A 13,090-nucleotide genomic window follows, 5' to 3' on the forward strand; every position below is an offset into this window, starting at 1 on the left:
CGACCGGCCCAGTCCCGGAGCGCCGCCACGCCACCGCGCTTACCGTGGTGCGGAGTGAGTCCATCCGCGCGAAGGGACACGCGATGAGCGAATCCGCATCCGGGGGCGCCTCCCGAAACCCGGCCGACCGCGGCCGCACCACCATCTCCGACGGGGTGGTCGAGAAGATCGCCGGACTCGCCGCCCGAGAGGTGGTCGGCGTCCACGCCATGGGCAGCGGCAGCGGCCTCTCCCGTACCTTCGGCGCGGTCCGCGACCGGGTCCCCGGCGGGGCGAAGTCATCCGTCACCCGCGGGGTCAAGGCCGAGGTCGGCGAGGTACAGACGGCCCTCGACCTGGAGATCGTCGTCGACTACGGCGTGTCGATCCGCGACGTGGCCCGGGCCGTCCGTGAGAACGTCATCTCGGCGGTTGAGCGGATGACGAGCCTGGAGGTCGTCGAGGTCAACATCGCGGTCAGCGACGTCAAGCTCCCCGACGAGCCCGACGAGGAGCCGGAGCCCCGACTCCAGTGAAGGAGCCCCCATGAGGATGGCGGTCGTCGGCCTCTTCGCCGGCATGGCGCTCGCATTCGCCGGATACTTCGGCGGGTTCGGGGCCTTCCTGCTGGTGGCGGCGCTCGGTGCCATCGGTTTCGTCGTCGGCCGGTTCCTGGACGGGGACCTGGAACCCGGCGACTTCTTCCGCCCCCGCGACCGCGACAGGTGAGGCCCGGATGAACACGCCACGGGCGACCCCGCCGCGGGTTCCCCCCGCCGACCGGGGTGCCACCCGGATCGCCGACCGGGTCGTCGCCAAGATCGCGGCCCAGGCCGCCAGGGAGGCGCTCGCCGCGCAGCCGGGCGGGCCGCCGGACGCCGCCTGGCCCGCGGGGGCCGCCGGTGGCGCTGCCGCCCCCCGGGCCGCCGGGGCCGTGCCGGCCGCCCCGCACGCCACCGTCACCGTGCACCACGACATCGCCCGGGTACGGGTCAGCCTCGAACTCGGCTACCCCTGCGACCTCGCCGCCCAGTGCGCGGCCGTACGCCGCCAGGTCGTCCGCCGCATCGAGGAGTGCGCCGCCATGTCCGTACCCGAGGTGGACATCGACATCGAGCACCTGCACTCCGCGCACACCCGCACCGCCGCCGTACGGGACCGGAAGCTGCGGTGACGGCGCCCGCCCCCGACCGGGCCCCGGCCCCGCTCCCTGAACCGGCCCCGGTCCGCGTCGCCCGGTTCCGGTCCGCCCGGCGGATCCCCGCCGCGCTGACCGCGCTCGCCGTGCTCGGGGCGGCGGGGATGTTCCTCTACGACCTCGCCGCCGTACGGGCCGGCCGTCCCGGCATGCAGTGGCGCGGCGCGCTCGCCCGCCGGCTGGAGCAGTACACCCCCGCCGACCCGGAGGTGCTCGTCGGCGCAGGGATCCTCGCCGTGGCCGGGGCGGTGCTCCTGCTCCTCGCGCTCACCCCGGGGCTCCGCGGGATCCTGCCCATGCGGCCGCCGGACCCGGCCGCCGGTGTGCGGGCCGGACTCGGCCGGAAGGCGGCCGCGCAGGTGCTCCGGGACCGGGCCATGGAAGTGTCCGGGGTGCGGTCGGCCCGGGTCACCGTGCGCCGGTCCCACGTCACGGTCCGGGCCGCGTCGCACTTCCGCGAGCTGGACGACGTACGGGCCGACCTGGAGCCGGTGCTCGCCGTCGGCGTCGGGGAACTGGGCCTCGCGCACCCGCCGCAGCTGCGGGTACGGGTGACCCGGGCCGCCGTCGGGAAGAGGTGAGGGGATGCTCGGGACGGTGAACCGGATCCTGCTCGGGACCATCGGCCTCGTCCTGCTGGCGGCCGGGGTGGCGGTGCTGACGGCGTTCCGGCCGCTCGGCGGCCGCCACGAGCCGCTGCTGGCGGCCGCGACCCGGCAGCGGTACTGGCACGCCGAGGGCTGGTGGTGGTGGGTGGTGCTCGCCGGGCTCGGGGTGTGCGTGGTGCTCGCGCTGTGGTGGCTGCTGGCGCAGCTGCGGCGCCCGCGGCTGCCCGCGCTGCTGGTGGACACCGGGGACGGGGCGTTCGCCGTGCTGCGCGGGCGGGCGCTGGAGGAGGCGGTGGCTGCGGAGGCGGGAGCGCTCGACGGGGTCGCCCGGTGCACCGTCGCGCTCGGGGGCCGGCAGGGGAGACGGGGCCGGCGGAGCGGGCCGAAGCTGCGGGTGGAGCTGGAGCTGGAGCCGCATGCCGTTCCCGCCGATGCCCTGGCCGCGCTGGCCGGGCCGGCGCTGAACCATGCCCGCCGGTCGACGGGCCTCCCCGAACTCCCCGCGGAGGCCCGCTTCCGGGTCACCTCCCACCGCGCCCGCCGCGTCACGTAGGGCCGGCGGGCGGGAGGGAGGGGGTCAGAAGCCGTGGCGGGAGCCGCCGTCGATGGGGAGCATGATGCCCGTCAGGTACGAGGCCGCGGGCGACAGGAGGAACGCCGCCGAGCGGCCGAACTCCTCCGGGGTGCCGTAGCGTCGCAGCGGGATGCCTGATTCGTTGGCCGCGCGGGCCGCCTTCGCATCGCCCGACAGGGAGTCCAGCTCGCGGACGCGGTCGGTGTCGATCCGGGCCGGCAGCAGCCCGACCACGCGGATGCCCCGCGGTCCGAGCTCCACCGACAGGGACTTGGCGAAGCCCGCCAGCCCCGGCCGCAGGCCGTTGGAGATCGTCAGACCCGGGATCGGCTCGTGGACCGAGCCCGACAGCACGAAGCCGATGACCCCGCCCTCGCCCAGCTCGGCCGCCGCCGCGCGGGCCAGGCGCACCGCCCCGAGGAAGACCGACTCGAACGCCGCCGCCCACTGCTCGTCGGTGTTGCTCGCCGCCGAACCGGGGGCGGGGCCGCCGACGCTGATGAGGATGCCGTCGAAGCGGCCGAAGCGTTCCTTCGCGGTGGCGACGAGCGAGGCCGCCGCCTCCGGGTCGCTGTTGTCGGCGGCGACCCCCACCGCGTTCGGGCCCAGCGAGGATGCCGCGCTCGTGGCGCGCTCCGCGTCGCGGCCCGTCACGATCACCTTCGCGCCGTCGGACGCCAGTTCGCGCGCCGAGGCGAAGCCCAGGCCACGGGTGGCGCCGGTGACGATGTAGACACGGTCTTTCAGTCCAAGATCCATACCCGACACGCTACGCCGTCGGCGCCGGCTCCCGCTCGGGGGTGGCTCCGGCCGCCGCGGCCTCCGCGCGGTCGCGCTTCTCCCGCCGTACGAGGACCAGCCAGCCCACCGGCACCGCCGCGGCGAACAGCCACCACTGCACGGCGTACGCCATGTGCGGGCCGATCGAGTCGTGGTCGGGCTCGGCGACCACCTCCGGGCTGCCGCCCGGCGGGACGGGCGCGGTGAGTTCCAGGTAGCCGCCGAGGACGGGTCGGCCCAGGTACTCCGCCTGCTGCGCGCTGTTGATCAGCATCACCTGGCGGTCCGGGAGACCCTTGCGGTCCTTGATGCCGCTGCCGCCGCTCGTCTCGTCGGCCTTCAGCCGACCGGTGACCGTCACCTCGCCCGAGGGCGCGGCCGGCACCGGCGGGTAGGCGCGGGGGTCGTCGCCGCCCGCCACCCAGCCGCGGTTGACGAGGACGACCCGGCCGTCGGCCAGGACCAGCGGGGTCAGGACGTGGAGGCCGACCTTGTCGTCGTTGTCGGTGCGCATCCGTACGACGACCTCGTGCGCGGTGTCGTACGTCCCGGTGGCGGTGACCGTCCGCCAATAGTCGGCCCTCGGGACCTGGTGGCCGGGGGAGGTCATCTCGGTCATCGGCACGGGCTTCGCGGACAGGTTCGCCGCGATCAGCTCGTTCTGCGCGACCCGGTGCTCATGGCGGTGGTACTGCCAGAACCCCAGCTTGATCATCACGGGGATGAGGGCGAGGGCGATGAGGGTGAGGCACACCCATTGCCGGGTCAGCACAAAGCGGTACACGCCCACGACGGTACCCCCAGCCGGGAAGACCCCGGTGGCCGGGTGGCCGTCCGGGGTCGGGAACGGGGGGAGGAGGCCGGGGCGCGGGACCCGGCGGGGTCACACGCGGTCGACGATGCCCGCCCTCCCTTCCGCGCGGGCGCAGTGCGCCCCGCAGAACCACTGGCCCTCGACCTCGACGCCCTGCCCGATGATCTGCACCCGGCAGTGCTCGCAGATGGGCGCCATGCGGTGGATGGCGCAGGAGAAGCAGTCGAAGACGTGCACGCTGCCCTGCGCGTGCACCTCGAAGGACATGCCGTAATCGTTTCCGCAGACCTCACAACGTGCCATGCGCCACAGGGTGGGACCGGACGGGCCGAACGGGAAAGCGGGCGCCGGGCGAGTCGCCCGATGCTCACCCGTCTGCCGCAGTCACGTCCCGCAGCAGCTGGGTGAAGGCCGCCTCGTCGACCACCGGCGTACCGAAGGACTTCGCCTTGACCGTCTTGGAGGTGGCCGAGTCGGGGTCGTTCGTCACGAGCAGGCTCGTGAGCCGCGACACACTCGTCGCGATGTGCAGGCCCGCCTCGATCGCCCGGTCCTCCAGCAGCTCCCGGTCCACCGAGGTGTCACCCGAGAAGGCGATCCGCATGCCCTGCTTCAGCGGCTTTCCGTCCTCGAAGCGCCCCGGGTTCGGATGCGGGCACGGCGGCCGCTTGCGCGAGGGCCGCCAGCTGTTGCTCCCGTACGAGGCCTGGTGACCGACCCGCGGGGTGACGGGGGAGTCCGACCACTCCGTCAGCGGCCGGCATTCCAGCAGGGGCAGCCGTACGCCGTCCCGCGCGGCGGCGTGCAGCGACGGACGGAACGCCTCCGCGAGCACCCGGGCATCGTCGAGCGCGTGGTGGGCACGCTGCTGGACCACGCCGAAGTGCGCGGCGAGCGACTCCAGCTTGTGGTTGGGCAGCGGGAGGTTCAGCTCCTTCGACAGGGCGATGGTGCACAGCCGCTGACGGACCGGCGCGGCCCCGGCGGCCCGCGCGTACTCCCGGGCGATCATCTGCCAGTCGAACATGGCGTTGTGCGCGACCAGCACCCGGTCCGCGAGCCGGTCCGCGAACTCCTCGGCGATGTCCTTGAACAGCGGCGCGTCCTGGAGCATGTCGCTGGTCAGGCCGTGGATCCACACGGGTCCCGGGTCCCGCTGCGGGTTGACCAGCGTGTACCAGTGGTCCTCCACGTTGCCCTGGGCGTCGAGCCGGTAGACGGCGGCGGAGATTATCCGGTCGTCGCGAGCGAGCCCGGTCGTCTCCACGTCGACGACCGCGTACCCCTCGGGGTACGCGGTCGGCCACGTCGTCTCTGCGGTCGTACGGTCGTCGAGCATGGTCACAGAGGATATCGGCCCGCACCGACAGCCGTGGCCGGACGCCGTTTCAGCCCAGCTCCGCCACGAGTTCCCCGGCGCTCACCCGGACGCAGGTATCCGGCGCCTCGCAGGGTCCCGGGAACAGCCGGTACACCGTCCCCGATGCCCCCGCCGGGGCCACGGTCGCGTGGGTCAGCGCCAGGAACACCCGCCTGCCCGAAGCCAGTTCGGCGGCGAGTGCGTCGGCGTCCGCCCCGGGAGTGCGGGCCTGCGGCGGCTGCAGGGCCGCGACCCGGGCGGCGAAGGCGGCAGTCGGCTCGTCCGCCCCGGCCCGGTAGTGCCACAGTTCGTCGGGCAGGCCGGGCAGCGGTGCCCGGCGTACGACGGCCACCTCGCGCGAGCGGGCCGCGGCCCGCCACACCGCCAGGTCCCACAGGGTGGTGCGGGTACCGGAGCCGAAGGCCTCCCAGAGCTCGGAGGCGGTGACGGCGAGCAGGTCGCCGTGCGAGCCGATGCTCTGGAAGCCGTCCGCCGGCGGCAGGTGGACGTCCGCCCACAGCATCCGGCGGGCGTTCAGGTCCACCACCATCGGCATGGTCACGCGGGACTCGCCCGACAGGTCGAACCGCTGGCGCACGGTCCGCGGGTCGTACGAGGAGTCGCGCGGGCCCCGGGCCGGCAGGGCCATGAAGCCGGCGAACGCGTCGGGCAGCTCCTCGAAGGGCACGTTGTTGAAGCTGAACACCAGCGGCACCGCGTACACGTCGCCCTGCCGGGCCAGCTTCGCCAGGTCCAGGTCGACGTACTCGGTGGCCCCGGCCGGCGCCGGGGCGGAGGTGAGGTCGCCGGAGTGCACGGCGGCCCCCTGCCTGCCGTGCGCGAGGCTCGTGTAGTCGCACAGGCCGGTGAAGTTCCAGTCGGCGTCGAAGAAGGCGACGGACAGGTCCAGGTCGGTCCGGTTGCCCGCCGGTTCCGTCCAGTGCAGGAACAGTCGCAGCACCTCGCCCTCGGGAAGCGTCTGCATGCTGCCCCTCGGCACCGCGACCAGGGACTTGGCCGAGCTGCGCTCGCCGAAGGGCACGGTGAGGTCCGCCAGGGAGGAGTCCAGGACCGCCAGCTCGTACGGGTCGGCCCCGGCCGCCGCGAACCGGCGCAGCACCTCGCCCTCCAGCAGCGCCACCACCGCCGCGACCAGCGGCGCGGGCAGCGGCGGGCGCGCCTCGGCCACGGACTGCGCGGAGGCGACCCGGCCCTTCGGGAAGAACACCCGGCGCCGGCCGGTGCGGTCCTCGGCGCGCACGCGCAGCGCACCGAGCGCCGACAGCAGCGGGCCTGCGCCGACGGCGGGCAGCCCGCGGTCCAGGGCGTCCGCCAGCTCCGGGACGAGCCGGTCGCCGGGGTGCAGGCGCAGCAGGTGGTCCAGGCGGCGTACGAGTTCCCCGGGGCGCTGCCCGGCGAGCGCGGCGGCGGCCCCCGCCTCCCCCCGGGCAAGGGCCTGCTCCAGCCGCCCGGCCCAGGTCGCGGGGCGGATCCGGTCGCCGTCCACGCGCACGGCGTCCGGGTGCGCGGCGGCGGTCTCGCGCAGGGCCGCGCCCAGGGGCGAGGACAGCGGGGTGTCCCGCAGCACGGCGAAGGCGAGGGCGGTGCGGGGGTGCCGGGTGTGCCGCTCGAAGGGGTGCAGGGTCTCGGCGGCGCGCTTCCAGGCGGTCGGGTGCCGCAGCATGTCCTCGACGAGGTACGGCGTGGGCAACGCGTCGAGCACACCGAGCAGTTCGCGCCGCAGCGGCCTCGGGGCGGAGGTGAACCGGGGCGGCAGCGGGGTCAGTCCGGCGTCCCCGCCGGACAGGACGGCGAGCAGCCGCAGCACGTCGGTGGCGGTGGTCAGCAGCCGCAGCAGCGCTGCGCGGCCGTCGGCGTCGGCGGCGGGCAGCAGTGTGCCGACGACCAGCGCCTTGGTCTCCCGTACGGGAACGTCCTCGGGCAGTTCGCCGGAGGCGGCCGCGCTGAGCGGCAGCAGGGTGAGCAGGTCCTCGCGGTCCTGCGGGGAGAGCGGGGTGCGCCGGGCGAGCAGCCGGTCCACGACCGACGTCGCGTCGGCGGCGAGGTCGGCGCCGTGGCGCAGCAGCCGGGGCGGGCCGTCGGCGCCGGGCTTCTCGGCACCGGCGGGCCGGTAGGGGCGCAGGAAGGGGTCGGCGGGGTCGATCCGCCGGTTGCAGAGCGGGCAGGCGCTGTAGTCGGAGCCGTCCCAGCACAGCCGGCAGACCAGATGGGCGCAGGGGGAGACGGGGAGGACGGTGCGCTGCTCGCCGCACAGGACGCACGGCAGGTCCGGCTCCTGGAGCAGGTGGGTGAAGACCCGCTGCACGTAGACCCGGTCGGCGTCGCGGGACACGGTCCGGGGGAAGCCGCGCCGGAGCGGGACGTGCGTGCGGTTCGCGCCGAGCAGTTCGTCGGTGAGGGAGACCAGCCGGGTGTGGGCGCGGGCGAGTTCCCCGGAGGGGAGCGCGGCCAGGGCGGAGTACAGACCCGGGGAGAGGGTGAACCCGCGGCCCAGGAGCTCCGATTCGAGCCGGCGCAGGGCGGGTCCGCCGGTGCGGGCGCTCCCGTGGGGCGCGGTGTCGACGTAGACCGTCTGGAGGCGGCGCAGCAGTACGGACTCGATGGCAGTCATGGGGCGGTGTCCCTCCGCGAACGTGAAAACGGGGGCGGAGAGGGGGCGCGCAGGAACTTTGCGGAAAAGGTGAGAAGGAAGCGCGCCGGGGAGCCGCCCCCGTGTCCCCGATCTGATCACGGGCGGCGGTGCGGGGCAAAGCGATTATCGGGGCGCCCGCAGCAGGGTCTGTACGAGGGCCCGTACGGACAGCAGGAACAGCCGCTCCGGATCCGCCGGGCGGGCCAGGGCGCGGGCGAGTTCCGGATCGTCGGGGGCGGCGGTGGGGGTCCCCCCGGCGGAGCCGGGGGGAGGGTTCCAGAGCTCGCTCTCGGCGGGGGACTGCGCGGGGGAGCGTTCGCGGTTGCGCTCCACGAGGAGGAACCCGACGATCTGGAACTGCACCGCGCGCACCGCGTCGGCGGCCCGGGCCCCGCGCAGCCCGGCCGCGTGCACCTCGTGGACCAGGGCCTGCTGGGCGGGCAGGAACATCCGCTCGGTGAGCCCGCGTTCGTGGACCATCGCGATCAGGTGCGGGCGCTCGCGCAGTTCGCGGCGCAGGATCCGGGCCACGGACAGGATCCGCTCGGTGGGGGTGCGGCCGGCCGGCCGGATCGCTCCCATGTCCTGGACGGTCCGCTCCACGAGGGCGTCGAGCAGCGATTCGCGGTTGCCGACGTGCCAGTAGATGGAGGTCACCGCGGTGCCCAGCTCGGCGGCGAGCCTGCGCATGGTGAGGGCCGCGGGGCCGTTCCGCTTGACCAGGGAAGCGGCCGCCTCCAGTACCTCGTCGCGGGTGAGCGTGGTTCTGGCCATGGCCTTCCCGCCAATCTGTCGGATCGTCAGTTCTGCCCGTGCAGGGGTCTTTACCCTTCATCGGCGGCGGTGTAACTGTGTTACAGAACCTCCTCCGGCTGCCGTCGGAGGTGCCCCCAGAAGGGTGGTGCGAGACATGGCACGCGTACGGTACGGAGCGCGCACCGAGGCCGAGATCGCGGCATCGCGCGAGAAGAGTTCCCGGCTCCCCGACATCTGGTCCACCGGTGTGGTGGCGGTCTGGGAGAGCGACCCGGACGTGGTGGCGGCGGTCCTGCCGCCGCCGCTCAAGCCGGCCGAGCGGCCCCTGGTGCGGGCCAACATCAGCAAGGTCGACCTGCCCGGCTACCCCCTCGGCGCCGGCTCGGTGGCCGTCGCCGCCCGGCACGGCGGGGTGGAGGGCTGGTACCCGCTGGTCATGCCGATGACGCACGAGCGGGCCCTGGTCGGCGGCCGCGAGGTCTTCGGGGAGCCGAAGAAGCTGGGCGAGGTCGCCGTCGAGCGCGACGGCCTCGTCGTACGGGCCTCCCTGGCCCGGCACGGGATCGCGTTCGTGGAAATGCGCGGGGCGGTGGACCGCGAGCTGCCGCTGCCCGAGCCCGCCCCCAAGACCGACTTCTACTTCAAATTCCTTCCGGCCGTGGACGGTTCGGGTTTCGACGCCGACCCGGTGCTCGTGCACGTCACCCGCAACGAGAAGGTCCGCAAGCTGGAGCACATCACCGGTGACGTGGTCCTGCGCGAGTCGATGTTCGACCCCGTCGCCGACCTCCCCGTACGCCGGATCGTGGAGATCACCATCGGAGAGAAGACCACCGACCAGAAGGGCCGCGTCGTCGAGCAGGTCAGCGCCCGGGCCCTCCTCCCGTACGTCCACCAGCGCTACGACGACCCGATGCAGATCCTCGACGGCCCGCCCGAGGGGAGCATGTGAGATGCGGCTCGAACCCGGACAGGTGGCCGTCGTCACCGGCGCCGCCAGTGGCATCGGCCTCGCGATGGCCCGCCGCTTCGCCGCCGAGGGACTGAAGGTCGTCCTCGCCGACGTGGAGGAGGGGGCCCTGCGCAAGGCCGCCGACGAGCTGGCCGCCGACGGCGCCCGGGTGCTCTCCCGGCCCGTCGACGTCGCAGAGCGCGACTCCGTGACCGCACTGGCCGATGCCGCGTACGACACCTTCGGCGCGGTGCACGTACTCTGCAACAACGCGGGCGTCGGCTCCGGAGCCGAGGGCCGGATGTGGGAGCACGAACCCAACGACTGGAAATGGGCCTTCTCCGTCAACGTCTGGGGCGTCTTCCACGGCATCCAGGCCTTCGTCCCGCGCATGATCGCCGGCGGCGCCCCCGGCCACGTCGTCAACACCTCCTCCGGCGACGGAGGCATAGCCCCGCTGCCCACCGCCTCCGTCTACGCCGTCACCAAGGCGGCCGTGGTCACCATGACCGAGTCGCTCTACGCCCACCTCAAGGCGGAGCGCGCGTCGGTCGGCGCGTCCGTCCTCTTCCCCGGACCGCACATGCTGCGCACCGGGCTGTGGGAGTCGCACCGCAACCGGCCCGAGCGGTACGCGAAGGAGCGGCCGCGCAGGACCCCGTACCGCAGCCTCGACCAGTACGAGGCCGCGATGAGGAAGGCCGGCCACGAGGTGGACTTCACCCCGGTCGATGAGGTCGCCGAGCACGTCGTCGACGGCATCCGCGCCGACCGCTTCTGGATGCTCCCGGCGAGCGAGCACAGCGACCGGCAGATCCGCGCCCGGTCGCAGTCGATGCTCGACCGCGCCAACCCCGCCTACCTGGAGAGCTTCATCCTCGACTGAGGGGCCCGCCGTGCCTGACGAGAAGTACGAAGACCCGTATCTGATCATCTCCTCCGACTGCCACGCGGGCCTGCCCACCGAGCAGTACCGCCCCTACCTCGACTCCCGCTTCCACCCGGAGTTCGACGAGTTCCTCGGCCAGCGCGACGCCCGCCGCGCCGAGGCCACCCGCCTCGGCGTCCGCAACGAGGCCTTCGCCGAGAAGTGGTTCCACGACCACGAGGAGGGGCTCAAGGGCGGCTGGGACACGGGGCAGCGCCTGAAGGAACTCGACGGCGACGGGGTGGCCGCCGAGGTCGTCTTCCCCGACGCCGACGCCGTGGACAGCCAGACCGCCGCGCCCTTCGGGGTGGGCCTCGGGCTCTCCGGCGACCAGGACCCCGAGCTCGGCATGGCGGGCGCGCGGGCGCACAACCGCTGGCTGGCGGAGTTCGTCTCCGGAACCCCCGAACGGCACTGCGGCGTCGCCCTGCTGCCGATCACGGGCGAACCGTCGAAGGTCGTCGCCGAGATCCACCGGGCCAAGGAGTCCGGGCTCGGCGCGCTGATGATCCCCGCGATGTGGGTGGACAAGGCGCCGTACCACGACCGCCGTTACGACCCGGTGTGGGCGGCGGCCGCCGAGACGCAGATGCCGATCGTCACCCACTCGGGGTCCTCGCCCCGCCACGAGTACGGCGACCACCTGGGCATCTTCGTCTCCGAAGTCACCTGGTGGCCGGCCCGCCCGCTGTGGTTCCTGCTCTGGTCGGGGGTCTTCGAGCGGCACCCGGGACTGAAGTTCGGCGTCGCCGAGTCGGGCTGCTGGTGGCTGCCGAACCAGCTGTGGTTCATGGACCGGCTGTACCTCGGCGCGCACGGCGGCAAGAAGCTGTCGCCGTTCGAGGAGCTGAAGCGCCCGCCGAGCGAGTACCTGGACCGCCAGGTGTTCGTCTGCGCGACGAACACCAAGCGGCGCGAGCTGGCCCAGCGCTACGAGATCGGCGTCGACAACATCCTCTGGGGCTCCGACTTCCCGCACCCCGAGGGGACCTGGCCCGACACCCGCAGCTGGCTGAAGAGCACCTTCCACGACATTCCGGTCGGCGAGACCCGCCGGATGCTGGGCCTGGCCGCGGCGGACGTCTTCGGCTTCGACACGCAGAAGCTGACCCCGATCGCCCGCCGCATCGGCCCGAGCCCGGCGGAGCTCGGCCAGCCGGCCGGCCAGGCCTCCGTGGAGGCCTCGTGGGCCCGCTCGCGCGAGACGGGCCGCCACTGGCTCACGGGCCACGACTTCCCGTCCCTGGGGGTGTCGTGATGGAAGACCGCTACACGGTCGTCTCGGCGGACTGCCACGCGGGTGCGGACCTGCTGGACTACAAGCCGTACCTGGAGAAGCGGTACCACGAGGAGTTCGACGCCTGGGCCGCCACGTACGTGAACCCGTACGAGGACCTCCTCGCGGACACGGCGGACCGGAACTGGAACTCGGCGCGACGGCTGGCCGAGCTGGAAGCGGACGGCATCGTCGCCGAGGTCGTCTTCCCCAACACCATCCCGCCGTTCTTCCCCAAGGCCTCCCTGATGGCCCAGCCCCCGACCGCCGCGGAGTACGCGATGCGCTGGGCCGGGCTCCAGGCCCACAACCGCTGGCTGGCGGACTTCTGCGCGGACGCGCCGGGCCGCCGGGCGGGCGTGGTCCAGATCCTGCTGAACGACGTGGACGCGGCGGTGCAGGAGATCCGCCGCACGCGCGAGGCCGGTCTGACGGGCGGCATCCTGCTGCCCGGCGTCCCGCCCGGCTCCACGGTCCCCGAGCTCCACTCGGCCGCGTACGACCCGATCTGGGCGGTGTGCGACGAGCTGGACGTCCCGGTCAACCATCACGGCGGCTCGGCATCCCCGCCGCTCGGCGACGAACCCGCCGCCCGGGCCGTCTTCATGGTGGAGACGACCTGGTTCTCGCACCGGGCCCTGTGGCACCTCATCTTCGGCGGGGCCTTCCGCCGCCACCCCGGCCTGAAACTGGTCCTGACGGAGCAGGGCTCCGGCTGGATCCCCGGGGTCATGGAGATGCTGGACTACTACCACGGCCGCCTGGTCGCGGCTTCGGCCACGGCGGAGGCCAAGTTCGGGGCGGGCCTGGCGGAATCCATGGGCAAGGGGCCGAGCGAGGTCTGGCGGGACAACTGCTTCGTGGGGGCGAGCTTCATGCGCCCCCTCGAGGTCCCGCTGCGGGACCGGATCGGCCTCGACAAGATCATGTGGGGCAGCGACTACCCACACGACGAGGGCACCACCCCGTTCTCCCGCGAGGGCCTGCGCATCGCGTACGCGGGCCTCCCGAGGGACGAGGTCGCCGCGATGGCCGGCGGCAACGCGGCCCGTGTGTACGGCTTCGACCTGTCCCTGCTGGACGCGCTGGCCGCGAAGCACGGCCCCCTGGTCTCGGAGATCGCACAGCCCCTGACGGAGATCCCGCCCGAGGCCACCAGCCCGGCCTTCGCCCGCGGGGGCTCGGTCCGGGTCTGGTGACCGGGGCCCGCCG

15 protein-coding genes are annotated in these 13,090 nt (G+C 73.9%); 9 read left to right on the forward strand and 6 right to left on the reverse strand.

Annotated elements, in window-relative coordinates:
- The first annotated feature begins 83 nt into the window (after positions 1–83).
- From ABTY04_RS07360 to amaP, 5 genes are read left to right on the forward strand one after another with little or no spacing between them, the layout of a single operon-like run.
- Positions 84–515 carry an Asp23/Gls24 family envelope stress response protein gene (locus ABTY04_RS07360; RefSeq protein WP_352212353.1) on the forward strand — a complete coding sequence of 144 codons (432 nt, stop codon included), beginning with the start codon at positions 84–86 and terminating at the stop codon, positions 513–515.
- 10 nt (positions 516–525) lie between these two features.
- The gene (locus tag ABTY04_RS07365) at positions 526–708 is read left to right on the forward strand and encodes a hypothetical protein (protein ID WP_352212354.1); all 183 of its coding nucleotides are present in this window, start codon (positions 526–528) and stop codon (positions 706–708) included.
- A gap of 7 nt (positions 709–715) precedes the next feature.
- A complete protein-coding gene (locus tag ABTY04_RS07370; protein WP_352212355.1) occupies positions 716–1,153 on the forward strand; it encodes a hypothetical protein in 438 nt (145 codons plus the stop codon).
- Positions 1,150–1,758: a DUF6286 domain-containing protein gene (locus ABTY04_RS07375; RefSeq protein WP_352212356.1), complete on the forward strand. Its 609-nt coding sequence runs from the start codon at positions 1,150–1,152 to the stop codon at positions 1,756–1,758. The genes ABTY04_RS07370 and ABTY04_RS07375 overlap by 4 nt, the downstream gene beginning before the upstream one ends.
- Before the next feature lie 4 nt (positions 1,759–1,762).
- Positions 1,763–2,338, forward strand: a complete 576-nt coding sequence (gene amaP / locus ABTY04_RS07380; RefSeq protein WP_352212357.1) for an alkaline shock response membrane anchor protein AmaP — start codon at positions 1,763–1,765, stop codon at positions 2,336–2,338.
- A 24-nt stretch (positions 2,339–2,362) separates the two neighbouring features.
- On the opposite strand, the gene ABTY04_RS07385 is transcribed toward amaP, so the two are convergent.
- From ABTY04_RS07385 to ABTY04_RS07410, 6 genes are all read right to left on the reverse strand, one after another.
- Positions 2,363–3,118 (reverse strand): SDR family oxidoreductase, encoded by a 756-nt coding sequence (locus ABTY04_RS07385; RefSeq protein WP_352212358.1) that lies wholly within the window; start codon positions 3,116–3,118, stop codon positions 2,363–2,365.
- Between the two features lie 10 nt (positions 3,119–3,128).
- Positions 3,129–3,923 carry an SURF1 family cytochrome oxidase biogenesis protein gene (locus tag ABTY04_RS07390; protein WP_352212359.1) on the reverse strand — a complete coding sequence of 265 codons (795 nt, stop codon included), beginning with the start codon at positions 3,921–3,923 and terminating at the stop codon, positions 3,129–3,131.
- A 99-nt stretch (positions 3,924–4,022) separates the two neighbouring features.
- On the reverse strand, positions 4,023–4,256 hold the full coding sequence (locus ABTY04_RS07395; protein ID WP_352212360.1) for a metallothionein: 234 nt from the start codon (positions 4,254–4,256) through the stop codon (positions 4,023–4,025).
- A 64-nt stretch (positions 4,257–4,320) separates the two neighbouring features.
- Positions 4,321–5,298: a DEDDh family exonuclease gene (locus tag ABTY04_RS07400; RefSeq protein ID WP_352212361.1), complete on the reverse strand. Its 978-nt coding sequence runs from the start codon at positions 5,296–5,298 to the stop codon at positions 4,321–4,323.
- A gap of 43 nt (positions 5,299–5,341) precedes the next feature.
- The gene (locus tag ABTY04_RS07405; protein WP_352212362.1) at positions 5,342–7,945 is read right to left on the reverse strand and encodes an MXAN_6230/SCO0854 family RING domain-containing protein; all 2,604 of its coding nucleotides are present in this window, start codon (positions 7,943–7,945) and stop codon (positions 5,342–5,344) included.
- Between the two features lie 144 nt (positions 7,946–8,089).
- Positions 8,090–8,740: a TetR/AcrR family transcriptional regulator gene (locus ABTY04_RS07410; RefSeq protein ID WP_352212363.1), complete on the reverse strand. Its 651-nt coding sequence runs from the start codon at positions 8,738–8,740 to the stop codon at positions 8,090–8,092.
- Positions 8,741–8,876: 136 nt separating this feature from the next.
- Between ABTY04_RS07410 and ABTY04_RS07415 the strand changes: the two genes are divergently transcribed.
- Genes ABTY04_RS07415 through ABTY04_RS07430 form a run of 4 tightly spaced genes read left to right on the forward strand, consistent with a single transcriptional unit; the run spans position 8,877 to position 13,077 of the window.
- Positions 8,877–9,674, forward strand: coding sequence for an acetoacetate decarboxylase family protein (locus tag ABTY04_RS07415; RefSeq protein WP_352212364.1), 798 nt, complete (start codon positions 8,877–8,879; stop codon positions 9,672–9,674).
- Position 9,675: 1 nt separating this feature from the next.
- A complete protein-coding gene (locus ABTY04_RS07420; protein ID WP_352212365.1) occupies positions 9,676–10,560 on the forward strand; it encodes an SDR family NAD(P)-dependent oxidoreductase in 885 nt (294 codons plus the stop codon).
- A gap of 10 nt (positions 10,561–10,570) precedes the next feature.
- Positions 10,571–11,860, forward strand: coding sequence for an amidohydrolase family protein (locus ABTY04_RS07425; RefSeq protein ID WP_352212366.1), 1,290 nt, complete (start codon positions 10,571–10,573; stop codon positions 11,858–11,860).
- Positions 11,860–13,077, forward strand: a complete 1,218-nt coding sequence (locus ABTY04_RS07430) for an amidohydrolase family protein (protein ID WP_352212367.1) — start codon at positions 11,860–11,862, stop codon at positions 13,075–13,077. Before ABTY04_RS07425 ends, ABTY04_RS07430 begins: the two co-directional genes overlap by 1 nt.
- Positions 13,078–13,090 lie beyond the last annotated feature (13 nt).

This window comes from Streptomyces sp. NPDC097981 (assembly GCF_040302565.1).
In the GTDB taxonomy this organism is placed as follows: domain Bacteria; phylum Actinomycetota; class Actinomycetes; order Streptomycetales; family Streptomycetaceae; genus Streptomyces.